General features: G+C 58.7%; 22 protein-coding genes and 1 pseudogene. 16 read left to right on the forward strand and 7 right to left on the reverse strand.

What is annotated here, in order from left to right:
- Nucleotides 1–340: 340 nt before the first annotated feature.
- On the forward strand, nucleotides 341–1,888 hold the full coding sequence (locus tag M8997_RS16680) for a Fic family protein (protein ID WP_250015824.1): 1,548 nt from the start codon (nucleotides 341–343) through the stop codon (nucleotides 1,886–1,888).
- Between the two features lie 235 nt (nucleotides 1,889–2,123).
- On the opposite strand, the gene M8997_RS16685 is transcribed toward M8997_RS16680, so the two are convergent.
- Entirely contained in the window at nucleotides 2,124–3,137 is a 1,014-nt protein-coding gene (locus M8997_RS16685) for an NADP-dependent oxidoreductase (protein ID WP_250015825.1), read from the reverse strand.
- Between the two features lie 215 nt (nucleotides 3,138–3,352).
- Between M8997_RS16685 and M8997_RS16690 the strand changes: the two genes are divergently transcribed.
- The 14 genes and pseudogenes from M8997_RS16690 to M8997_RS16755 all read left to right on the forward strand — a co-directional run bounded on the left by M8997_RS16690 (nucleotide 3,353) and on the right by M8997_RS16755 (nucleotide 16,960).
- Nucleotides 3,353–4,699: an LLM class flavin-dependent oxidoreductase gene (locus M8997_RS16690; RefSeq protein WP_250015826.1), complete on the forward strand. Its 1,347-nt coding sequence runs from the start codon at nucleotides 3,353–3,355 to the stop codon at nucleotides 4,697–4,699.
- 12 nt (nucleotides 4,700–4,711) lie between these two features.
- Nucleotides 4,712–5,557 (forward strand): ABC transporter permease, encoded by an 846-nt coding sequence (locus tag M8997_RS16695; protein WP_250015827.1) that lies wholly within the window; start codon nucleotides 4,712–4,714, stop codon nucleotides 5,555–5,557.
- Nucleotides 5,533–6,276, forward strand: a complete 744-nt coding sequence (locus M8997_RS16700) for an ABC transporter ATP-binding protein (protein ID WP_250015828.1) — start codon at nucleotides 5,533–5,535, stop codon at nucleotides 6,274–6,276. The genes M8997_RS16695 and M8997_RS16700 overlap by 25 nt, the downstream gene beginning before the upstream one ends.
- 9 nt (nucleotides 6,277–6,285) lie before the next feature.
- A complete protein-coding gene (locus M8997_RS16705) occupies nucleotides 6,286–7,326 on the forward strand; it encodes an ABC transporter substrate-binding protein (RefSeq protein WP_250015829.1) in 1,041 nt (346 codons plus the stop codon).
- Nucleotides 7,327–7,621: 295 nt separating this feature from the next.
- On the forward strand, nucleotides 7,622–8,515 hold the full coding sequence (locus M8997_RS16710) for a substrate-binding domain-containing protein (protein ID WP_250015830.1): 894 nt from the start codon (nucleotides 7,622–7,624) through the stop codon (nucleotides 8,513–8,515).
- 207 nt (nucleotides 8,516–8,722) lie between these two features.
- Nucleotides 8,723–10,198 (forward strand): sugar ABC transporter ATP-binding protein, encoded by a 1,476-nt coding sequence (locus M8997_RS16715; RefSeq protein ID WP_250016066.1) that lies wholly within the window; start codon nucleotides 8,723–8,725, stop codon nucleotides 10,196–10,198.
- The gene (locus M8997_RS16720) at nucleotides 10,195–11,157 is read left to right on the forward strand and encodes an ABC transporter permease (protein WP_250015832.1); all 963 of its coding nucleotides are present in this window, start codon (nucleotides 10,195–10,197) and stop codon (nucleotides 11,155–11,157) included. Before M8997_RS16715 ends, M8997_RS16720 begins: the two co-directional genes overlap by 4 nt.
- 18 nt (nucleotides 11,158–11,175) lie before the next feature.
- Nucleotides 11,176–12,120, forward strand: a complete 945-nt coding sequence (locus tag M8997_RS16725; RefSeq protein WP_250015834.1) for a sugar kinase — start codon at nucleotides 11,176–11,178, stop codon at nucleotides 12,118–12,120.
- Between the two features lies 1 nt (nucleotide 12,121).
- Nucleotides 12,122–13,402 (forward strand): D-tagatose-bisphosphate aldolase, class II, non-catalytic subunit, encoded by a 1,281-nt coding sequence (locus M8997_RS16730; RefSeq protein WP_250015836.1) that lies wholly within the window; start codon nucleotides 12,122–12,124, stop codon nucleotides 13,400–13,402.
- 110 nt (nucleotides 13,403–13,512) lie between these two features.
- Complete coding sequence (locus M8997_RS16735; RefSeq protein WP_250016067.1) at nucleotides 13,513–14,526, forward strand: LacI family DNA-binding transcriptional regulator; 1,014 nt, start codon at nucleotides 13,513–13,515, stop codon at nucleotides 14,524–14,526.
- A 234-nt stretch (nucleotides 14,527–14,760) separates the two neighbouring features.
- On the forward strand, nucleotides 14,761–14,961 hold the full coding sequence (locus M8997_RS16740) for a type II toxin-antitoxin system VapB family antitoxin (protein ID WP_250016068.1): 201 nt from the start codon (nucleotides 14,761–14,763) through the stop codon (nucleotides 14,959–14,961).
- Nucleotides 14,958–15,341 (forward strand): PIN domain-containing protein, encoded by a 384-nt coding sequence (locus tag M8997_RS16745; RefSeq protein WP_250015837.1) that lies wholly within the window; start codon nucleotides 14,958–14,960, stop codon nucleotides 15,339–15,341. Before M8997_RS16740 ends, M8997_RS16745 begins: the two co-directional genes overlap by 4 nt.
- A 191-nt stretch (nucleotides 15,342–15,532) precedes the next feature.
- On the forward strand, nucleotides 15,533–15,772 hold the full coding sequence (locus tag M8997_RS16750) for a DUF982 domain-containing protein (protein WP_250015838.1): 240 nt from the start codon (nucleotides 15,533–15,535) through the stop codon (nucleotides 15,770–15,772).
- Nucleotides 15,773–15,974: 202 nt separating this feature from the next.
- A pseudogene (locus M8997_RS16755) lies at nucleotides 15,975–16,960 on the forward strand (aldo/keto reductase).
- A gap of 21 nt (nucleotides 16,961–16,981) precedes the next feature.
- Here M8997_RS16755 and M8997_RS16760 read toward each other — a convergent pair.
- A complete protein-coding gene (locus M8997_RS16760; protein WP_250015839.1) occupies nucleotides 16,982–17,992 on the reverse strand; it encodes an alpha/beta fold hydrolase in 1,011 nt (336 codons plus the stop codon).
- A gap of 566 nt (nucleotides 17,993–18,558) precedes the next feature.
- On the reverse strand, nucleotides 18,559–19,158 hold the full coding sequence (locus tag M8997_RS16765) for a TetR/AcrR family transcriptional regulator (RefSeq protein ID WP_250016069.1): 600 nt from the start codon (nucleotides 19,156–19,158) through the stop codon (nucleotides 18,559–18,561).
- Between the two features lie 79 nt (nucleotides 19,159–19,237).
- Between M8997_RS16765 and M8997_RS16770 the strand changes: the two genes are divergently transcribed.
- Nucleotides 19,238–20,215 (forward strand): alpha/beta fold hydrolase, encoded by a 978-nt coding sequence (locus M8997_RS16770; protein ID WP_250015840.1) that lies wholly within the window; start codon nucleotides 19,238–19,240, stop codon nucleotides 20,213–20,215.
- A gap of 98 nt (nucleotides 20,216–20,313) precedes the next feature.
- On the opposite strand, the gene M8997_RS16775 is transcribed toward M8997_RS16770, so the two are convergent.
- The 4 genes from M8997_RS16775 to M8997_RS16790 all read right to left on the reverse strand — a co-directional run bounded on the left by M8997_RS16775 (nucleotide 20,314) and on the right by M8997_RS16790 (nucleotide 23,791).
- Nucleotides 20,314–20,949, reverse strand: coding sequence for a phosphoribosyltransferase family protein (locus M8997_RS16775; protein WP_250015841.1), 636 nt, complete (start codon nucleotides 20,947–20,949; stop codon nucleotides 20,314–20,316).
- Entirely contained in the window at nucleotides 20,946–21,620 is a 675-nt protein-coding gene (locus M8997_RS16780; protein WP_250015842.1) for an energy-coupling factor transporter transmembrane protein EcfT, read from the reverse strand. Before M8997_RS16780 ends, M8997_RS16775 begins: the two co-directional genes overlap by 4 nt.
- Nucleotides 21,617–23,134, reverse strand: coding sequence for an ATP-binding cassette domain-containing protein (locus M8997_RS16785; RefSeq protein WP_250015843.1), 1,518 nt, complete (start codon nucleotides 23,132–23,134; stop codon nucleotides 21,617–21,619). The genes M8997_RS16780 and M8997_RS16785 overlap by 4 nt, the downstream gene beginning before the upstream one ends.
- Before the next feature lie 81 nt (nucleotides 23,135–23,215).
- Nucleotides 23,216–23,791, reverse strand: a complete 576-nt coding sequence (locus M8997_RS16790) for an aminotriazole resistance protein (RefSeq protein ID WP_250015844.1) — start codon at nucleotides 23,789–23,791, stop codon at nucleotides 23,216–23,218.
- Nucleotides 23,792–23,915: the final 124 nt, after the last annotated feature.

The following is a 23,915-nucleotide window of genomic DNA, read 5'->3' on the forward strand; positions in this document are numbered from 1 at the left end:
TAAGCACCCTCGGTTGCGATGCGGATCTCCTGAGCGCCAGCACATGATGCAAAAGCGACAGCGGCCAAAGCAGTTACCAATATTCGTTTCTTCATGTTCCATCCTCTTTTGGTGAAGCATCTTGTGCCTCCTCGCCAGCGTAGCGAAAGTCGCGGACTTGCCCAGAGATTTTTCAGATTTGTCCTGCTCCTCGGTCCGAATACCGGCGCCCGGCGGCGCGAGGACCCGGAGAATCAATATTCGCAAGTTCGTCCTTGTTGTCATCGAAATTCATTGCCAATGATCGATTTTCATGAGACCTTACGCCCAGACACAGTTTCCGAAGCAAATACCAGGATTCATGGAACAGGGACAAAAAAAGCCGTTTTCAGGCGCGGTCAGCATTTTTCACGGCCGCGGCATGCCAGAATCCGCCATCCCTGTCGGTTATGCCGCCCTGATTGATGCTTTTGAACTATCCGTACCAGTGCCAATCACCCTGTCAGCGATAGGCCCACGCCACAAAGTCTATCAGGCCGAGAGTTGGAATATTTATACCCCGCGCCACCAACCGGACAACGGTCTCGTTGGGCATCTGACCTTCGCGTTGCGCTATGAAGGGCTGGATCTTGCGGTTCTGAAAGCTCTTTTCCGGGAAACAGGTCCTCAGCCAATCGCTGACCTGGTGCGCGCAGCGCCTACTGGCGCCTATGCGCGTCGGCTGTGGTTTCTTTACGAATGGCTGCTTGATACACCTCTCGATCTGCCCGACGCGGCACAGGGCACCTATGCCCTTGTCGTCGATCCAGATCGCCAATTCGCGGTGAGTGGAACGAATTCGACGAGACATCGGGTGAAGAACAATTTGCCCGGGACACCAGCCTTCTGCCCGATGATCTTCCGCACGCCCGCACTCGCGGCGTTCGTTGCGCGCGGGCTTGGTGACGAAGCGCGGCGGTTGATCGCCGAAGTGCCGGCAGACCTGCTTGCGCGCACCGCTGCATTCCTGCTGCTCAAGGATTCGCGCTCGAGCTTCCAGATAGAGGGAGAAACTCCGCCACAAGATCGCATCCAGCGTTGGGGCCAGGTGATCGGCGAAGCCGGCCGCCGGCCGATAGACCGTGCCGAACTGGAGCGGTTACAACGTATTGTCATCGGCGATGCCCGCTTCGTCCATCTCGGCCTGCGTGTCGACGGTGGCTTCATTGGCGAGCACGATCGCCAGACGGGCGCGCCGATCCCCGATCATGTCAGCGCCCGACACGAAGATCTGCCCTCGCTGATCGACGGCCTGGCCTCTTTCGACAGCGGCGCGGCACAGCGGCTCGATCCTGTACTCGCCGCCGCAGCTATCGCCTTCGGCTTCGTCTACATCCACCCTTTCGAGGACGGAAACGGCCGATTGCACCGCTATCTGATCCATCATGTTCTCGCCGAGCGCGGGTTCAACCCTCCCGGTCTCGTCTTCCCGGTCTCGTCAGTCATCCTGGATCGCATCGATGCCTATCGAACCGCATTGGAAAGCTACTCAAGGCGCCTTTTGCCGCTTATTCGTTGGCAATCAACGGACCGTGGCAATGTCGCAGTGCTGAATGACACCGCCGACTTTTACCGCTATTTCGACGCAACGCCGCACGCCACGTTCCTGTTCGAATGCGTAGCCCAGACGATCGATGTGGACCTGCCGGCCGAAACGGCGTTCCTTCGCATCTATGACGCGTTCAAGCTTGAAGTACAGCAGATGATCGATATGCCCGATCGCTTGCTGGACCTGCTGTTCCGCTTCCTACGCCAGAACGGAGGGCACCTGTCAGGTCGGGCCCGCGATAGAGAGTTTTCGGCGCTCAGCGACGCAGAAGCCGCTCGGATAGAAACAATTTACGCTGAAATCCAGCGAGCAGAAGGGTGACGCAATGTCATCGACTACGGCTCATCGAAGACCCGGCGACTCAAGGTGTGTTTTCCGATCGCTGCGATATCAGATCCTCGTTTGTTGACGACGGTGGCCATCGGTGTCCATTCGGCAAAACCGAAGCTGGCTGGCGCTCTTCGAAGCCGAATTTGAGAGCATGTTGTCTGCAGCGCTGATCGCGCCACTTGTCCGGCTTGCGGCGGCTTGGCGCAAGCGCTGCATACCTCGCAGCCTAGTCGGCGATCTTGACGATCAACTTGCCGAAGTTGCCTCCGGTCAGCATGCCGATGAAGGCTTCCGGCGCGTTCTCGAGCCCGTCGACGATATCTTCCCGGTATTTGATCTCGCCTGCCGCGAGGCGAGGTCCTACTTCATCCAGGAATTCGTCGAAATGGCTGGCAAACTCCGTCTGGATGAAGCCGCGGACGAGCAGGCTGCGGCGCAGGATCGCGGACATCGTCCCCGGCAGTCGGTCGGTCTCAGCCGATCCTGATCCATTGTAATGAGCGACCAGGCCGCAAACAGGGATACGAGCGAACTGGTTGAGCAGCGGCAGGACAGCGTCCCAGACATGCCCGCCGACATTCTCGAAATACACGTCAATACCGTCCGGACATGCTGCCTCGAGACCCGAGGCAAATTCCTTCGATCGATGATCGATGACTGCATCGAATCCGAGTTCGTCCTTCACGAAAGCGCATTTCTCGGGACCACCGGCTATGCCGACGGCTCTGGCGCCAGCCAGTTTCGCGAGCTGGCCGACCATGGAACCCACCGGACCGGACGCGGCGGCGACGACAACCGTTTCTCCTTCTTTAGGTTTCCCGATGAATTTCAGTCCGCTCCATGCGGTAAAGCCGGGCATTCCAAGAGCCCCGATCGCCGTCGTGATCGGCGCGCCGTGAGTTTCGACTGGCTTCAATACATCGCCGCTGACCACGGCGTGACTGCTCCATCCGGTTCGGCCGCGAACGATGTTGCCTGGTGCGAACTTTGTATGTCTGGATTTGACGACCTCCGAAATCGCCTCGCCTTCCATGACGCCGCCGACCGGAACCGGCGCCGCATAGGACTTCGCATCGCTCATGCGACCGCGCATGTAGGGATCGAGCGAGAGGTAAAGCGACCTTACGGTGACTTCTCCCTCGGCCGCTTCCGGCAATTCGAACGTCTCGAGACGAAAGTTTTCCGGACCGGGCTCCCCGGTTGGCCTGCTTGCAAGTGCGATACGACGGACCGATGTCATGGGCTTATTCCTTCAGAAGTTCGTGCGATTTCGTCCAGACAGGGCGCCATTGCTCAGCGAGAAACGGCTGAAGCAATCGACTTCAAAGCTCCATTCAGCTCCAAACGCCCTGCCCTTTGGAGACATTTGCTCCCTGCATCGACCATAAGGAAAAAAATGTGCCTCGCAAAGTCTATCAACCGAGTCGAGTATAAAAAGATAGATTGGAGGAAGCCATGACCTACACTCGACAGCTCCACCTTAATGCGTTTCTTCGCAATGTCGGCCAGCACGAGGCCGCGTGGCGACTTCCGGAAACCCGCATCGCGTCTGTAACGGATATCGATCACTACCGGAACCTCGCCCGGATCGCCGAACGCGGAAAGCTCGACGCCATCTTCTTCGCCGACCACCCGGTTCTGAAGGATCGAGCCCAAGACAGGCCATGGGACTCGCTCGACCCGTTTACCCTCATCGCCGCATTGTCCGGCGTTACCGAGCGGATCGGTCTGGTCGCGACCGCATCGACCACTTACAACGACCCCTACGGCCTTGCCCGCAGGTTCGCCACCCTGGACCATGTCAGCAAGGGTCGGGCAGCGTGGAATGCCGTCACCACGGCAAACGCCGCCGCAGCCGCCAACTTCAGCCTGGGATATCATCCCGATCCGGACGCCAGGTATGAGAGGGCCGCCGAATTCCTTGAAATCGTCAACCGTCTCTGGGACAGCTGGGACGACGACGCGATCCTTGGAGACAAGGAGGGCGGCACCTTCGTCCAGCCAGACGGCATCCATCGCATCGATCATCACGGAAAGCACTTCGATGTTGCGGGCCCGCTCGAAGTTCCCCGCTCGCCGCAAGGTCGCCCGGTCGTCTTCCAGGCAGGCTCGTCGGAACCCGGGAAGGATCTCGCTGCTCGCTTCGCGGAAGCGATCTTCACCGCGCAGCCGGTGCTCGACGAGGCGCAGGCGTTCTACGCCGACGTGAAATCCAGGGTGCGAACCTACGGTAGGGATCCGGACAAGGTCCACATACTTCCCGGTCTCTCCTTCTTTATCGGCGGAACGGAAGAGGAGGCGAAGCGCCTGCAGGACAAGTTCGAGGATCTGACGCTCCCCACCTACGGGCTGGCACAGCTCAAGCGGATAACCGGTATCGACTATTCGAACCATGATCTCGACGACGTGGTACGGATACCGCCTCGCGGGGAAGTCGCCACTGACCAGAAAAGCCGCCACGACCTCGTGCATCATCTCACCTCCACCGAGACGGTCACACTGCGGCAGCTGCTTCGCCGTCTGAGCGCAGGCCGCGGACATCGCATCGCGACCGGCACGCCAGACCAGGTCGCGGACACGATCCAGCATTGGTTCGAGAACGGGGCCGCCGACGGCTTCAATCTCATCCCGCCGGCATTGCCCACGTCGCTGACGGCCTTCGTCGACAACGTCGTGCCGATCCTCCAGAACCGCGGCCTGTTCCGTACCGAATATGAGGGGGCGACGCTGCGGGAACATCTCGGCCTCGATCGGCCAAATGTAACGCGGGCGTCGCGTGTCTTCGCCGCCGCGGCAGAATGAGTGAGGCGGAACATGACACTGGTATCGTTTTCTCCGCCGGGCGAGCGTCCCGATAGCGAGGTCGGCCGCGGCGCTCCCACGAGTGTCCGGCTGCTTCCGAAGCCGTCGATCCCCGGTCAGCGTATCCTGGGGCCGGTCCTTGTCATCCTCCTATGGTACGTGGCATCCGCCCAGCAGTGGGTGTCGCCTGCCAAGTTGCCCGGGCCGGCCGCCGTCCTCACCGCCTTCAACGAAACGATCGCGACAGGCGTACTGGCGAACGATCTCCTGATGTCGTTGCAGCGTGCCGCATTGGGGCTCGGTATCGGCGTTTCGCTTGGTTTCGTGCTCGCCGTGATCGCCGGGCTAAGCAGATTTGGCGATTCCGTCATCGACGGCAACGTCCAGGTGAAGCGAGCCATCCCGAACCTCGCGCTCATCCCGCTCTTCATCATCTGGCTCGGAATCGGTGAAACGATGAAAATCATGGTGATAGCGCTCGGCGTCATGGTGCCCATCTACATCAACACGCATGCCGCGCTGCGCAGCATCGATCGGCGTTACGTCGAACTCGGTCAGACCGTCGCGCTTACACGGAAGCGCTTCGTCCGCGACATCGTCATTCCCGCCTCCCTCCCCGGCTTCTTCACGGGCTTGAGGCTTGGCGTGACCGGGGCGTGGACCGCCCTCGTGGTTGTCGAAACCATCAATGCGACAAGCGGCATCGGCTACATGATCAGCCAGGCGCGAACCTATGGCCAGACCGAACTCGTGCTGCTCGGGCTCATCATATATGGCGTACTCGGCTTTTCGTCCGATGCTGCCGTCCGGATCATCGAAAGGAGGGTCCTGTCATGGCGTCAGTCGCTCGAGCAGTAGTCAAAGGGCTGACCCGACGTGAAGTCGCCGTGCGCGCACGGGGGCTCGTCCGTCGGTTCCACGGCAATACGGTGCTGCATGGCGTCAATCTTGAGATCCACAAGGGAGAGTTCGTGGCGCTGCTCGGCAAGAGCGGTTCCGGTAAAAGCACCATCCTGCGTGCGCTCGCGGGGTTGGACGAGGGCGTCGACGGGACGGGCACCATCGCCGTCCCCTCCCGGCGTTCCGTTCTGTTCCAGGACTCGAGGCTGCTACCCTGGAAGAAGGTCATCGACAATGTCACGCTCGGTCTGGACGATCCGGATGCCCGAGCGGGGGCGCTGAGGGCGCTGGAAGAAGTCGAACTCCAGCATCGCACCGATGCCTGGCCGAAAACCTTGTCGGGTGGCGAACAGCAGAGGGTGGCGCTGGCGCGTTCCCTCGTTCGAAGACCTGAGCTTATTCTTGCCGACGAGCCCTTCAGCGCACTCGATGCCCTGACAAGGATACGGATGCAACGACTGCTTCTCGATCTTTGCAGCCGGCACCAGCCCGCTGTACTCTTCGTGACGCATGACGTGGAAGAGTCGCTGCGGTTGGCGGATCGGGTTCTGATCATCACTGACGGGATAGTCTCCTATGACGAGAAGACCGAAGACGTCCGGGCATCCCCCACCCGTTTTGAAGCGTACCGAACCGAAATCCTTGAACATCTGGGCGTTCCCCAGCGACAGCACTGAGAGGCCGACATGCAAAGATCCTCGAAAGCATTCCTGGCGGGGATTGCCGCCATTTTCTCCGCCTTGGTCGCTACATCGGCCCTGGCGGACGATCCGGCGCTTCCCACGAAAGTCCCGAGCGGCACCAGGATCGTTCTCGCCGACGATGCGAATAACGCCGCCAGCCTCCTGAAGCTCTCCGGCGAATACGACAAGCTCGCCGCCGACGTGTCCTTCGCCAATTTCACGAGCGGCCCTCTCCGCCTCGAAGCCATCCGTGCGGGCGCCGCGCAGGTAGGCGCCGTCGGCGATGTGCCGCCGATCCTGGCCCACTTCTCCGGCGCCGAGGTCGTCATCGTCGGCGTGGTGGTGACGGAAGGCCCCAGCACCATCATTGCGACGTCTCCCGAATCCGGTATCAACGAATTGAAGGACCTCAAGGGCAAGAAGGTCGGCATCAATCCCGGCACCGCCCAGCAGGCGATCGTCTTCAGGAACCTGCGCGCGAGCGGCCTGAAGCCTGAAGACATTCAGCCGGTCAATCTGGGCCTTGCCGAGTTCGCGGATGCTCTGCGTGCCGGCCAGATCGACGCCGCCGTTCTCAAGCAGCCCGATCGAGCGCGCTATCTGAAGTCCGTCGCCGGGACCGGGGCCCGCGAGATCGAAGACGCCGATGGCGGCAACAAGAACCTGAAGATTCTGTATGCCGCCAAGTCCGCGCTCGCCGATCCGGCGCAGGCGGCCGCGATCCGCGACCTCGTCGTCCATTGGTACCGCGCCCATCTCTGGAAGAACAGCAACGCGGAGACCTGGGCCCGGGACTACCTGGTCAAGGACCAGAGGCTGAGCGCCGAGGACGCCCAGGCCGTCATCCATGCCGAGAGCGGCGAAAGCTACATCCCGGACTGGAAATCCGAGATCATTCCGCGCCAGCAGGATACGATCGACTTGCTGAAGGCAGCTGGCACCTTCCAGGGCAAGGAGTTGAAGGCCGAGGATGAGTTCGACCATCGTTTCGATGGCCTGAACGACAAAAGCAAATCGGCGGCCGAACTTCACACCGACGGCTGATCCCGATCCCCAATACGAACAGCGAAGAGCGAGCGCCTTGTCGGACGATGAGGCGCTCGTTTCGTTGATGCACCATGCCGTAGCCGCAACGGTCCAAATCCCTCACCCCGCGCCCAGCACCGTTCAGCCCCGTTCCTTCAGCGGCATGGCTATCGGTCTGATATTTTACGTATGATTTAAAATTTCTTGACGCGCGTAAATTTTAAAGGATATGTTGGAAACATCCGCTGGCAGCAGGAGGCCCGCCCAGATGGATCGTCGCCGTAAACGGGCCTTATGGACTGGGAGGAATAAAATGACCTTTAAGACTATCGCCAACACGCTTCTGGTTACCGCCAGCATTGCGTTTGCCGCGGCTGCAGCTCACGCCGAAGGCGTTGGCGCATCGCTGCTCACCCAGCAGCACCCATTTTATAACGAGCTTGCCAAGGCGATCACTGCCGAAGCCAAGGCGAAGAATGTTCCGGTGGAAATCGCGATCGCCAACCAGGACCTGAACAAGCAGCTCGCCGACATCGAAGACTTCATCGTCAAGGGCGTCGACGTCATCATCATGTCCCCGGTCGACAGCAAGGGCGCACTTGCAGCCGTTGCCCGCGCCCAGGCAGCCGGCATCAAGGTCATCACGGTCGACGTTCCTGTCGAAGGCGTCAAGGTTTCCTCCTACATCGGCACCGACAACTATGCCGGTGGCGTCAAGGCAGGCGAATTGATGGCCGAGCAGCTCGGCGGAAAAGGCAATGTCGCGATCATTGACTACCCGCTCGTGCAGTCGGTGGTGAACCGGGTCAACGGCTTCAAGGACGCCATCGCCAAACACCCGGACATCAAGATCGTATCGGTCCAGACCGGCATTACCCGTGCAGAAGCGCTGGCCGTTGCCCAGAACATGTTGCAGGCCAACCCGGACATCACTGGCATTTTTGGTTTCGGCGATGACGCCGCCCTGGCCGCCGCCGTCGCAGTCAAGTCCTCGGGCCTGACCGGCAAGGTAAAGGTCATCGGTTTCGACGGCATGCCGGAAGCCATAAAGGCCGTCGATAGTGATCCGGACATGGTCGGCGTCATCCAGCAGTTCCCGGACCAGATGGGCAAGCTTGCCGTCGATACGGCGCTGGACCTGCAGGCAGGCAAGGACGTCCCCGCCGAACAGCCGATCGTGCCGGGCGTCTACACGAAGAAGCAGTAATCTCCCAAAGGCGATCCATGCGAGGTTGACGCCTGCCGCATGGAGACCGCTTCCGTCCGCAGCCACGCCGATACTGGTTGGTTTTCGGCAGCGATGTGCAGGATCAGGAAGAAGAAGTGTCAGGCCGTTGCGAAACGGCCCGCCCTCTCGGTGAAAGGTGACGTCGTGACGATCTCAGGCGACAATGCAGTTCTTGAAATCAAGGACATGACAAAGGTCTTCGGCGCTGTGACCGCGCTGAAAGACATGCAGCTTTCGGTGAAATCGGGTCGCGTTCATACCATTCTCGGTGAAAACGGCGCCGGCAAGTCGACGCTGATGAAGATCCTGGCCGGCGTCTACCAGCCGACCTCGGGTTCGATCCTGCTCGACGGCCAGCCTTACGCGCCGACCAGTCCGCAGGATGCTGCCAGGGCGGGCCTGACGATCGTCTTTCAGGAACTCAGTCTCTGCAACAACATGACGGTTGCTGAAAACATCCTGGCGACGCGCGAGCCTTCACGTGGTGGCTTCATCAACGACAAGGCCCTCGTTCGCAAAGCTGCCGAACTGGTGAAAGAGCTTGGTCTGCCGGTCTCCGTCACGACCAGGGTCGGCGACCTATCGATCGCTCAGCGCCAGTTGGTCGAGATCGCAAAAGGCCTCAGCATCGAGGCCAAGGTCGTCATTCTCGACGAGCCGACCTCCTCCCTCAGCGACAGCGAAGCCGAAATCCTGTTTGAGATCATCGCCCGTTTGAAGGCCCGTGGCGTCGCGGTCATCTACATTTCTCACCGCATGGAAGAAATCATGCGGCTGAGCGACGACATTACCGTCGTGCGCGACGGCAATTACATCACCACGCGCGACAAGACCGAAGTGACCATTGCCGAATTGATCGCCCTGATGGTGGGCCGCGACATGAACGAGATCTATCCGGCGCGTGAGGTTGCCGCACCGGCGACAACCAAGGGACCTGTGCTTGCCGTCAAGGGCCTGTCACGCGGCGACGAGTTCGAAAACGTGTCTTTTGAGGTTCGTCCCGGCGAAATCCTTGGCTTCTTCGGGTTGATTGGCTCCGGTCGCTCAGAGGTCATGAACACGCTGTTCGGCATTGCGCGCGCTTCCGCCGGTACGGTGGCCATCGACGGTAAGGAGGTGACGATTGCCTCGCCGGTCGATGCCATCAGCCGCGGCATCGGTTTTGCCACCGAAAACCGCAAGGAAGAAGGGCTGGTTCTGGGCCATAGTGTCGAAAGCAATATTTCGATGGTGGCGCTGAACCGTTTTTCGAGCCCGCTCGGATTCCTGAAACGCCGCAGCGAGCGTCAAGCCGCCAATGCAGAAGTTGACCGACTGGCCATCAAGACCGCATCGCTCGACATCAGCGCCGGCTCGCTGTCCGGCGGCAACCAGCAGAAGATCGTGCTGGCCAAATGGCTTCTGACCCAGCCGAAAATACTCATCCTCGACGAACCGACGCGCGGCGTCGACGTCGGCGCCAAATTCGAAATCTACAAGATCATCCGCCAGCTGGCGGCAGAAGGCACGGCAATCCTGCTGGTGTCGTCTGAACTTCCGGAAGTCATCGGCATGAGCGACCGCGTCGTCGTGATGAGCGAGGGCAAGGTCACGGCGATTGCCGATCCCGACCAGATGACGCCGGAAAAGATCATGAGCTTTGCCACAGGATTTACATCATGAGTGACAAGAGCGCAGCCAGCGCCGCTTTCAAACAGGTCATGAGACAATATGGCGGTATTTTTCTATCGCTGATCATATTGTGCGTGATCTTCTCCGTCGCCAACCAGCGTTTCATGTCGGTGGCGAACTTCCTGAACATCCTGCAACAGGTTTCGGTCATCGCGATTGCAGCCTTCGGCATGACCTGGGTCATCCTGCTTGGTGAAATCGACTTGTCGATCGGCTCGATCATCGCGGTCGCCGGCATGGTCGGCGCCCAGTGTTTCGCCTTCGGTCTCGGTTTCGCGCCGGCGCTGTCCCTGACGCTGGTTGCGGGCGCGCTTCTCGGCCTCGTCAACGGCGTACTGACAGCGAAACTGCTGTTGCCGTCTTTTATCGTGACCGTCGCCACGATGGGCATCTATCGCGGCATGGTCAGCCTGCCGACCAATGGCGCGCCGGCAATGATCATGGAACCCAGCTGGACCGCCATCGGCACCCAGAGTTTCATCGGCATCCCGATCGTCATCTGGGTCGTCGCCGTCCTGTTCCTGTTCAACCACATCCTGTTGAGCAAGACCAAGTTCGGCCGTCGCGCCTATCTCACCGGCGGCAACAAGGAGGCGGCGCATTATTCCGGGATCAAGGTCGACAGTTTGAAGATCGTCATCTTCATGATCTCCGGCGTCATGGCGGCGATCAGCGGCATCCTGCTCTCGTCGCGCCTGTTCTCGGCGCAAACCAATGCCGGCATGAGCTACGAACTCGACGCCATTGCCGCAGCCGTTCTCGGCGGCACCAGCCTTGCCGGCGGCGTCGGCACCATGATCGGCACGCTGATCGGTGCGTTGATCATCGGCGTCCTCAACAACGGCATGAACATGCTGTCGGTGCCGTACTTCTATCAGCTCATCGTCAAGGGCCTCGTCATCCTCATCGCCGTCTATCTCGACGTGCGCTCAAAGCGCGCCAAGCAGTAATCAGAGCAAGCAGCATCCATGTCGAAAATCCTCACCATCGGCGAAATTCTCGTTGAGATCATTGCCACTGATCGCGGCAACGGATTTCGCGAAGCCGTGCCGCTGATCGGCCCGTTTCCCTCCGGCGCACCAGCCATCTTCATCGATCAGGTCGGCAAGCTCGGCCAGGAGTGCGCCATCATCTCGCGCGTGGGCGATGACGATTTCGGCTGGGTCAATATCAACCGTCTGACCGAAGATGGCGTCGATGTCTCCGGCATCGAAGTGGCTCCGCTCGCTACGACCGGCAGCGCGTTCGTGCGTTACCGCGAGGATGGTGGCCGCTCCTTCGTTTTCAACATCCGCCACAGCGCCTGCGGCACGATCGAACTGTCGGACAAGACGCTCGCGCTGATAGATGCCTGCACGCACATGCACGTCATGGGCACCGCGCTGTATTCCCCAAGCGTCGTCGCCAGCATCCTCACCGCCGTCGAACGCATCAAGGGCGCGGGCGGTACGGTGTCCTTCGACCCCAACCTGCGTGCCGAAATTCTCGATAGCCCCGGCATGCGCGAAGCCCTGCGGACCGTACTTTCGATGACAGACCTGTTTATGCCGAGTGGTGAGGAACTCTTTCTCTTCGCCGAGGCAGGCACGGAAAAGGAGGCCGTCGCCGAGCTGCTTGCGAAGGGCATCAAGGCGATCGTCGTCAAGCGCGGCAACAAGGGCGCGAGCTATTTCGACAAGGACATGCAGGTCGACCTCGACAGCTACAAGGTCGAGGAGGTCGATCCCACCGGCGCCGGCGACTGTTTTGGCGCCACCTTCGTCACCTTCTGGCTGAAGGGCATGCCGCCAGCCGAAGCGCTGCGCTACGCCAATGCTTCCGGCGCCCGCGCGGTCACCAGGGCCGGCCCGATGGAGGGCGCCTCCACCCGCGCCGAACTCGACGCACTCATTCAAGCGCAAGGAAATGTCTGAAATGCAGAAGAGCTATCTCACCGACATCGCCAATTGGCGGAGTGGTTCAGGCGTCAAGGGTATCCCCTCGATCTGCTCGGCCCACCCTATGGTCATCGAGGCGTCGATGCTGCGTGCGCTGAAGCAGGATGCCTACCTGCTCGTCGAGGCCACCTGCAATCAGGTCAATCAGGACGGTGGCTACACCGGCATGACGCCCGCCGATTTCCGGGCCTTTGCCGAGAAGATCGCCAAGAAAGTCGGTTTCCCGCTGGAAAAGCTCATTCTCGGCGGCGATCATCTTGGTCCCAATCCATGGAAAGATCTGGCGGCTGAAGAGGCAATGGCCAAAGCCTGCACGATGATCGAGGCTTTTGTCCGTGCAGGTTTCACGAAACTGCACCTCGATACCAGTATGGGCTGCGCAGGTGAGCCTGTCGCCCTGCCGGACGCGCTGACGGCAGAACGCGCCGCGCGCCTGGCAGTGATTGCCGAGACGGCCGCGAAGGGCTCGAATGGCGTCAAGCCGGTCTATATCGTCGGTACCGAAGTGCCTATACCCGGTGGCGCCATGGAGGAGCTTGACGTGCTCGAAGTCACCAGGCCGGATTCAGCTCGAGAAACCATTGCCATCCACGCCAGGGCCTTCGCGACCGCCGGTGTATCGGAGGCATTTTCTCGCGTCGTAGGTGTCGTCGTGCAGCCGGGCGTGGAATTCGGCAACGAGAACGTCATCCCTTACGATCCGGCGAAGGCCAAGGCCCTCAGCGCCACGCTTTCCGATATGCCAGGCATGGTTTTCGAAGCCCATTCCACCGACTACCAGACCCGTGAGATGTTGCGCCAGCTGGTGTTGGATGGTTTTGCGATCCTGAAAGTTGGCCCGGGTCTTACCTTTGCGCTGCGCGAAGCATTGTACGGTCTGGACCAGATCGCCGAATTCCTGTTTGCCGGCAAGCGCTCCGAAATGCTGATCGCCACCGTCGAACGCGTGATGACCGCCGACCCGAAGAACTGGGACAAATACTACCACGGCCCGGAAGCCGAAAAGCATATCCAGCGCCACTTCAGCTATAGCGACCGTATCCGCTATTACTGGCCGCATCGTGAAATCGATGCCGCGGTCGAGACTCTTTTCGACCTGCTGGATGGCGTCGAAATCCCTGAAATGCTGATCAGCCAGTATCTCGCCGGCGCCTATGTTTCGGTTCGTGACGGTAAGGTGGAGCGAAAGGCCCGCGCCCTGGCCCTCGCCGCCGTCGATCGCGTACTGGACGATTATTTCGAAGCCTGCCGCGCCTGACTGGCGCGGCTTGCGGGGACTCAGAAGTTTTGATTGAACTGTGTTAAACTGACCAGCAAAACGGGTGGACAGCATTGTCAGACAAACCCATCAATTCGCCCATCAAGACGATGGAGGACTTTTCCGAGTTTGTCGGATTGTCCCGCCCGACCGTATCCAAATATTTCAACGACCCGAACTCGGTACGTCCCAAAACCCGTGGACTGATCGAGGTGGCGCTGAAGGACAGTGGTTTTCGGCCAAACATGTTTGCTGTCAACCTCAACCGCCGGCGCAGCAATATCATCGGCATCATCATTCCGAATTCCACTGATCCATTCTACATGGCCCTGACGCGCCGTGTCGAACTGATCGCCAATGCCGCCGGTTTTCTGGCCTTCGTGTTGTCGTCGGATGGCAATGCGGAGATCGAAGCGCGGGCGATCGAAACGCTGAAGTCGATGAACGTCGCCGGTGCCGTCATCGCTCCGCTCGGAGTACAGTCGCAACACGAAACGCTTAAGGCGCTCGGGAAATCCATCGCACTGGTTTACGTCGACTCTCCGCTTGACGACACCTCGCCTTTCGTCGGCACCAATAACCGCCAGAGTTTTCAGCTCATCGTCGATTACCTCGTTCGCTCCGGCGAGCCGCCTTGCTATCTCGGCATGCCGCCGGTCAATACCAATGCCGCGACCCGCGAGACTGCCTATGTCGAGGCTATGCGGCAGCTGAAGATGGAGCCGGTCGTACTGGAGATCAGTCATGACGATGGCTGGGATTTCGAGCGGTTCGGCTATGAGGAAACGAAACGCGTTCTAAGGAGCGGTGGCTTCCCGACCAAGACTATTCTCTGCGCAAATGACCGCGTCGCTTTCGGGGCCATCGCCGCCGCCTATCAGCACGGGCTGAAAATCGGACACTCGGCCGCCAGCGATATCCGTATTGCTGGCCATGACGACCATCCGCTTTCGCTTTACGCATGCCCGCCAATCACCACGGTGGCGCAGAACTACAACGAAATCGGTCGTCTGGCGATGGATCTGCTGTTCCGCAAACTCGATGAGATCGAAGGTGCAGAGGCTGCGGACGGAAGCGAGCGTATCCTGCTCAACGCAGAAATCATGCTGCGAGATTCGGCCTGAGGGGTCTCGTTGGCAGGCAGTCATCACTGCGCTTGTTGCGGCAGATCAGGCCCTACGGCATCAATCCAGGCGAGTGCCCCACAACAAGAATGTATGCCCGCGTTCGGCAGAAACGGATCGCACGGAAACAGCTACGAACCGTGCGGTTGGTTATTTGTGATGGCAGTGCTGCAGCCGTCGTGGATTCTATCACCAAATGGTGCTATTTTTGACGCTTCAAGTGAGGAGCTCATCATGCGGTCGACCATTAATCTCGATGATACACTCATCGAGAAGGCCAGATTCCTGACCGGTACAAAAGAAACTGCGGCCCTTGTGCGCCAGGCATTGGAAACTCTTGTCCGTGTGGAGTCCGGAAAGCGCCTCATCGCGCTCGGAGGAACGATGCCCGATGCCGAGGCAGCGCCGCGCCGCCGGGGCGCAAAGGCGAAGTGATACTCGCAGATACCTCGATCTGGATCGATCATTTTCGTCGCGTCGATGCAGAGCTGCGCAGGATTATCGAAGACGACCTTCTCCTTTGCCATCCAGCCGTGATCGGTGAGCTGGCGCTTGGCAGCCTCAGGGATCGCGGCAGCGTGATCGCCTTTCTGGCAGCGCAGCGCGCGGTCGCCGTCGCGACGCACGACGAAGTCATGACCATGATCGAGCGCCACAGTCTTTTCAGCATCGGCATTGGCTACACCGATGCTCATTTGCTGGCATCCGTCCTTCTTGCCCAGCAAGCGACCTTGTGGACGAGAGACAAGCGGCTGCGAACGGCCGCCGAAAAGGCGGGCGTTTCCCTGCACCTCCCCATAAATCGTCCCAACTAAAACCGTCTGCTCCCTGGACAACGAATTGGGCACCCAATGCTTGAGCGAGATCGGCAGGATCGATAATTGAGCAAGAAGGCTTGGCTGGCTTCGACTTCCGATCCGCGCGACACCTGGGTCACGTTTGAATCACGGGAAACGTAAATAATTGAAATTCCGCCTGATTCGGTGCCCTCGAACTCGGAAGTGCAATGCCATTCGCATCGGTAACCGTACTCAACGAACATACGCAAAAGCCCACAATCATCCATTCCATCGAAGAAGCCGCAGAATTCATTCTTTTTGACTGGCCCATAGTGCCAGGCGGCCTGATAACATCGGCCCGGCAAGCCTGTCTCGACGCCCTGCAAGGAAAAGTCGCGGACGAAATCGTGAGAGATTTGTTTATCGCTGCCGCCAGGGAAGCCGGCATACTCATAAGCACCGCATAGTTCAGCCACGGAATTCAGCCTGGGTCATGAAACATGGACCCAACTTGCAGTGATGGCGTCGTTTCGTATCATCGAAAAGTCCTGGAAAACATCCGCGTCGTGACGCAAAATTCCAAACTCGCAGGCCATGTCCGGGTATATAACCCGGCAGGTGATCGAAGTTAACGGCGGCCAGTCAATGCCATAAGGAGAACGCCCTGTCATGCAATACAGAAAATTCGGCAATACGGCGCGCAAAGTATCGGAAATCGGCTTCGGTGCCTGGGCGATCGGCGGCTCCTGGGGCGAAGTCTCGGACGCCGACGCGCGCGCTGCTCTCCATGCGGCACTCGATGCAGGCATGACCTTCATCGATACCGCGGACGTTTACGGCGATGGCCGCTCGGAGCGCATCATCGCCGAGGTATTGCGGGAGCGCAGTGGCGACAGGCCCTTTGTTGCTACCAAGGCCGGGCGACGCCTGTCGCCCCATACGGCAAGCGGCTACACGCTGGAGAACCTGACCGCCTTCATCGAGCGTTCGCTGAAGAATCTTGCCACCGACTGCCTTGATCTGGTGCAGCTTCATTGCCCGCCGACCGAGGTTCTTTATCGCCCTGAGGTTTTCGAGGCCCTGGAGGAACTGAAGCGCGCGGGCAAGATCCGCAATTATGGGGTTTCGGTCGAAAAGGTCGAAGAAGGCCTGAAAGCGATCGAGTATCCGGGCATGGCCTCGGTGCAGATCATCTACAATATTTTCAGGCAGCGTCCCGGCAACCTGTTCTTCCGGGAGGCAAAGGCAAAGGGCGTGGCCGTCATTGCGCGCGTCCCTCTTGCCTCGGGCCTGCTGACCGGGAAGATGACCGCAACAACAAATTTTGCCGCCAATGACCACCGTGCGTTCAACCGGGACGGCTCGGCCTTCGACCGGGGGAAACCTTCGCTGGCGTACCGTATGAGGTCGCGCTGGAGGTTGTCGAAGACATCCGAAAGCTGGTTCCGGACAACGTTTCCATGGCGCAGTTCGCACTGCGCTGGATACTCATGGAAGAGGCTGTCACCGTGGTGATCCCTGGCGCCAAGAACGCAGCACAGGCAGAAGCTAACGCTGCCGCCAGCAGCATCGCCGCGCTTTCGCCCGATACGATGGCTGCTCTGCGTGAAATCTACACGCAGCAGCTAGCTCCCCATGTCCACCAGCTCTGGTGACATCCTGCCGCCTTTCCTGACTTAACTTGATCGCAACGACTCGAGCAGGGCGTCATGGAAGCGATCGGGGTCCTGTATTTGCGGTGAATGGCCAAGATCCTCGAACTCCACGAGCTTGGCGTTGGGGATGGCCGCCGCAGCCGTTTTCCCCAGTTGCGTGTAGTCGCCCAGTTTCCTGGCAATGTCGTCCGGCGCGCGGTTGGCGCCGGGCGCTGTCTTGTCGGTCATGCCGATCATCAATATGGTCGGAACCTTGATCCGATCGAATTCGTGCACTACCGGCTGCGTGAATACCATGTCCGAAGTCAGCGCCTGGTTCCATGCTACAATGTCGCCACCGCTGCCTTGATACATACCGGCGCTCATACCCACCCAGCGGTCATATTCGGGCTTCCACTGACCGGAGTAATAGAACTTCTGCTGGTAGGATTTTATGCTGTCGAAGGTCGTTCTTTTCTCTGCCTCAAAGGCTGCGTCTATCGATTGGTACGGCACCCCCTGGGCTTTCCAGTCCTCGAGTCCGATCGGGTTGACCAGCACCATCCGTCCAGTCGATTCCGGGTACATCAGCGCAAAACGCGTCGCCAGCATGCCCCCCATCGAATGGCCGATCACCGTGGCCTTCTCAATACCCTGCTGCTTCAGCAATGCCCTGGTATTCTCCGCCAGTTGATGAAAGCTGAACTGATACCTGTCCGGCTTGCTCGACTTGCAAAAACCGATCTGGTCCGGCGCGATGACGCGGTAACCGGCATCGTTCAGCACCTTGATCGTCGTCTCCCACGTCGCGCCGCAAAAGTTCTTTCCATGCAGCAACACGACTGTTTCGCCATTGGGCTTGTCGGCGGCAATGTCCATGAACACCATCTCGAGTGGTTGTCCCTGCCCGGTAAAGCGAAACGTTTCCGTCTTGTAGGGATAATCAAAGCCTTCCAGCCGCGGCCCGTATTCTTGTCGTTCCTCAGCCATTGCGACCATTGAACTGCAGAACGTTAGGGTGCACATAAGGGCAACTAGTTTCGTTGTCGGCATGGAGGCTCCTTGGGTTTGGCGGGTCATGTCGGTAGCGGCGACATAGGCGGCAGCGAGCATTGTTGCAACGGCGGATAACGCGTCTGTGAACGCCTCGTTGGCAGCGATCGATCGATTGAAAGAGTAGCCTGACGCTCGAGAGTGCCCGCAATTCCAATCTAAAGACGGTGGAAAAGGACACCGAACTGCGTATTCCGGACGGTGGGTACAGGCATCGACCTGCGGAGGGCTGCGATAAAGCCCGAATACGCTCTATCTCTCAATAGTATGGAAATCACGGGTTTGCAGATGTTTACGGTTGAGCACATCACTCTGGCCTTTGTCACCATGGTGGCAGCGTTCGTGCTTGGAGTGTTTGTCTATGTAAGCAGGGATAGAAATGGTCGACTTTCGATAGATCGCACCATGCTTGTGATGGTCCTGGTTCCCATTCTCTCGACAATGGCCATTTTCGCTATCGTGCTCTATGTGGTGGGCTGATCTCATGGCTTGACGGCATAGCGATTGTCGTTGTTGCAAATGACCAATCCGGTAGATGCCCGCGTCCCGCGTTGTGTCTCTCTGTTTCAATTCAGGAGGTCACGAGCCCTGATGCCGGCCACGACTTCGCCAGCAATCTGCCTAAGGTCTTCGCGGGAGGCACCGTCGCATGCCTGGATTGAAAGGCCCTGCAGGACGGTGACAAGGTAGCGGGACAAGGAAGCGGCTCGATCCCGATTCAGCCAGCGTTCGAGTTTAAGGGCGATGGTGTCCCGCATCAAACCTCGGCGCTCCGCCAATTCACGTGCTAGGTCGGCATGGTCCTCGCTGCACTGGATCATGCCACCCGAAATCATGCAGCCGCGCTCCCCCTCTGGCGCCGTGACGGCATCAATGGCGCGCTCGAGGAGTGTTTCGACTGCTTCGCAAAGACTAGCCGGCTGCCCGAGATTGCTCACGGCTCTTGGCAGGCCAGTATATCGATCCAGCGCCTCGCGATAGAGGCCTGCCTTGCTGCCGAACGCTGAATAGAGGCTTGGCGGCGCAATCCCGATCGCCGCCGTCAGATCGTTAAGCGAGACTCCCTCATATCCATGGCGCCAAAACAGGCGCATGGCGGTATCGACCGCTTGGTCCCTATCGAAGGTCCGTGGTCCGCCCCGGCGTTTCTTCACTATCTTATCCATAGTGATCACTAAAGAGAGCTTGACAGAATAAAGCAAGTCTTTAGTTTGTAGTGATCGCTAAACATAAGGAATGCCTATTGTGAATTATCCGATATTGACGACACAGGGGAAGCCATCGCCTTCGGGGTTGAGCGGCAGCAAACCGACGCGTACCGGCCTTGCCTCGGTGCTGTTCGCATTATGGCTGGCAATATTGATCACGATCATGCCCTCGGTCACGATGGCTGGGCAAAAGGACTATGTTGTAAGATCACCGGACGGTGTCGACATCGCGGTTCAGGAAGCGGGCAATCCTGCAGGTCCGCCCATCGTCTTCATCCATGGATTGCTCGGAAGCCATCTGAATTGGGAGAACCAGTTGGCCAGCCCCGATCTTTCGCATTACCGGCTGATTACTTTCGATCTTCGTGGACATGGGCTTTCGGGAAAGCCACGGGACGCACAGGCCTATAGAGATGGACGCCTCTGGGCCGACGATCTGCGTGCCGTGCTCGAGGCGACGAAGGCCGATAATCCGGTTCTTGTCGGCTGGTCGCTGGGTGGGGCGGTCGTTTCGAATTATATTGCAGCTTACGGAGATGACGGCATCGGCGGTCTGGTCTATGTCGGCGGCGTTGTTGAACTGAAGGCTGAGCTTATAACGTCGCACCCAGAGGTCTATGCGGGCCTTGCTTCGGACAAGCTGAAGGTTCATCTCGATGCAATGCGCGACTTTCTGGCGCTATGCTTTGCAACACCGCCAGACGAGGTGACGTTCGAGCGACTGTTGTCGAACGCGGCCATGGCATCATGGATCATGACCCGAACAGTGCCTTCCATGACGGTTTCTGCGGCAGACGGGCTAGCCAAGATCACGGCCCCTATGCTGATGCTCTACGGCGAGAAGGACGCCCTGGTCATGGTGCGGCCGAGCCTCGAACGCGCGAAGGCACTCAACCCGGCAATTCGCCAGCAAATCTATGCCGATTCCGGGCATGCTCCATTCCTGGAGGAAGCGCAACGGTTCAATCGCGACCTGGCCGATTTCCGGGAACTGGCTACAACGCACCGACGGTAAACGGTGAGAAAGCCATCGCCATTGTGGCGGGGTTACCGGCATCCTGGACCTTATATTCAAGGTCCAGGGTAGGATCAGATTATCTTGCGGGTCTCCAATCAGAGCGTTTCGGGAATCGGCTCCCAACCCATTGTGCCTTGTTTGAACTGGGGGATATGGGCGAGGCTGTGAACCAGATCGGCGTCGGCGCCGAGCACCGACTTCCATTCGTTCGCTTCCGTCAGGATTAGTCCGACACCAACGACATTGGCCCCGGCGGCGCGGGCCAATTGGATAGACCCCTTCAAACTTGATCCAGATGCAACAACGTCATCAACAACGATGGTCCTCCTACCCTCTAAGAGCGGTATGGACTGGCGATCGAGCAGCAGCTTTTGCTCGCCCTTTGATGTGATGGACGAAATAGGCTGAACGAGCGCATCGCCGAGATGGATTTTGGGTGACTTTTGAAGGATGACATATTGATCGAGACCCAAGGCCCGGCTTACTTCCATGGCCACCGGAATGCCGAGCGTCGCTGCACCGACAATGACTTCCGGTTGCAGCGGAGCCAGCCTTTCAGCGAGCTTTTTGCCGACATGTTCGCCGAACTTGATCCCAAGGTCGATTACCATCATCAAGGAGATCGCAAAATCCGGTTTGATCGCAACAATTGGTAGCTCTACGTCGAAACCTGAGACGTCGACCCGCCATTTTTTGCCGGTATGTGGTGATATCGATTCTGTTATTGTCATTTAGCCTTCTCCTGAAACGGCAATAGGGGCTCGACGCTCAGACCGACGTTTCGCCAGGTCGTTCGCTTCTGCCGCGTATCGAACCCATAAATGGCAAGCGCCAATGAAATTGCATGCGCCATTCTGATTGCCTGCACGAGCAATGGAACGCCACGAGCCAAGGCAAAGCGCAGCCTTGTAAAGAACGGCACCTGATCAATCTCCATTCCCCTCGCCCGTTGTGCATCGCCGATACGCTCAAACTCTTCGCGCAACATGGGAATGATCCCGAACGTAAGCGATAGAACCAGCGTGACCATTGGCGGAAGCCGCGCCGCGCTGCATGCGGATAGAATGGAACCGGGTGTGCTTGTTTCCATCACAAAGTAAAAGGCACCGGTTGTGGCGATCAGGCGGCATGCCATCTTGGTTGCAATTGGCAGGGCATCCATCCAGGACATTCCCTGCAGCATCAGGTTCAAGCACCAACTGATGATGACCAGGCCCGCCAGCAGTGCAGCCCCTTTCAGATAGCCGCGAAACCCGGGAACACGCGCAACCGCGAGAATTCCGATTACAACGACGACGAGAAGGAGGCTCATCGGCAGGTTCGGCGCCAGCCACGCCACGCCCATAATGGCGAATGCGACGAACACCTTGATAAAGAAATTCACATTGTTCAGCCAGGTCATGCGTGCTCCAAAACGGGCCTGGGTGGCATCCAACCAAGTTTCCGGAATGCGTCGGAGGTCCATACTTCGGACGTCTCGCCGTCAAATACCATTCTTCCCTCGTCCAGGATCAACGTGCGCTCTGCAATGTCATCTATCAATTCGAGATCATGTGAAATGATCAGTGCTGCCCTTCCCTGCTTCACGAGGTCATCAAGGAATATGTCCAGCATCCTGCGGCCATCAATATCGCGCGCGAGGAGCGGCTCGTCCAGGATCGCAAGACTGCAGCCTGTCGATTCCACGCAAGCCAGGCCAAGCATTGCCTGCGCACGCGATGAAAGCGCGAACGGATTGTCTCCGGCATGGTCCGCCAGACCGTATTTCGCAAGGCTCAGCATGGCGTTGTCGATGACAGCCGCGTCCCGGTTCGGTTTGGTGCTGCCGGTGGCCGCAAAGATGACTTCATCGAGGACAGTCAGATTGAATAGAATGCGCCGCATGTTCTGCGGAAGATAGCCCACACGTCGCGCACGTTGTGCAGGCGTCCAATTACCTGCATCCACCCTATCGATATTGACTACGCCGTCCACGACCTTGCTAAGCCCAAGCACGGATTGGAAAAGCGTGGTTTTTCCAGCCCCATTGCGTCCTATCAATCCAACGATTTCGCCCGCTTGCAGCTGAAATGAAACATCCTGCAGGACATGCTTCCCATCGGACCTCGTCAGGCTCGACTTCAACTTGGCGACCTCTATCAATGTGTCGCCCTTTGCCGCCGCATCTCGCCGCTTCTTCATGCGGGTCGGTGGCAAGACACCGGCGCTGAGCCAGCTTTCCGAACCCCGCATCATTGACGCGCTCGAGAGCGGCTTCGATAGACGGCCATCCTTCAGCAGGCCAATTCGGTCGGCAAGGGGCGCAAGCGAAACGGCGTCCTGGTCTGCAACAAGCAGCATGGGGATCTCGGTGCGAAGCTCCAATAGCGTTTCGACCAATCGGGAACGTGCCGAGGGGTCCAGGCCCGTTGTCGGTTCATCAAGCACCAGCAGCCGGGGCCTCGCCGCCATGGCTGCAGCGATTGCCGCCATACGGCGTTCACCGCCAGACAGGGTCAGAACTCTCCTTCCTCGAAGACTGTCAAGCTGCAACTGGCCTAACAATTCACCGATCCGCTGCCTGATCTCGGACTTCTGAACCCCTCTGTTCTCCAGGGGGAATGCGATGAGATCTTCCACGCTCAGATCCCAGAGCTGATCCTCAACGTTTTGAAAAACGATGTTTACCGATGCGTATAATGCCTTCTTGCCGATAGCTGAAAACGGTGTGCCGTTAAGCTCGATTTGGCCGCTGATGGTTCCAGGCCGGATCAGGTGCGGGATGATCCCCGCAGCCGCCGACAGCAGGGTGGTTTTCCCTGAACCCGCAGCGCCGCAAATGAGCACGCTTTCTCCGTCTGCAACATCAAGGGAGATGCCGGTGAGAACAGAAGGCTTCTCACCGAACCCTATCGTCAGTTCATTTATTTTGAGCACTACATCGCCTCAGGCGCATCCAAGCGAATAGGGAAGAAACAGCCAGGCCACCGGACAACACGTGGACGGCATCTTCATGATTCAGAACCGGGTGAACCCGGAGCTGTGGGCGCTTTTCAGTATTTTCAATGCTGGAACGACCAACATAGGCGTTCCGATCAACATCGGCACAATGTCTGAAAGTCCGAGATAGAAAACCGCCCACCAGTAGGGAAATATGCCGAGATAAGCGAGGCTGGCAGAAACGATCGCGACCATGACGAGCCCGACAACCAGGCACACAAGCGCTATTTTTACGAGCGTTGCGCGGTTGAACTGGGTTCTGTCCGGATTGAACAAGAGACCGGGCACGAGCCCAGTCAACCCGACCATGATGCCATCGACAATCAGAGAATGAGCTGGAATGAACGTGCCCGCCAAGAGAGACCAGACGATCGTTCCCAAATAGCCACATATGAAGCCGCTTCGCGCCCCAAGGAGAATGCCGATCAACGGGGGCAGAAAAGCAAAGATCCGCCATTGAATGACACCGGGAACCAGTTGAATGGGATTGGCATAGGCCCACAAAACGCCGGTTGCTGCCGCAGCTACCAATGACAGCACTATCGGAAACAGGGTATTGCCGTCATCTGGCATTGCGGTAGTCGGTTGCATCATATCAACTCCTGGAAATTACGCTGATCTTATGCAAGCAAAAATCATGCCAGCCTCCGACGCAGGCGCCCATCGAGCTTTCTCGCCGACCGGGTTAATTCCGGATCGCCTACATTTTAGGCAATAT

This window comes from Phyllobacterium sp. 21LDTY02-6 (assembly GCF_023554255.2).
Classification (GTDB): Bacteria; Pseudomonadota; Alphaproteobacteria; order Rhizobiales; family Rhizobiaceae; genus Phyllobacterium.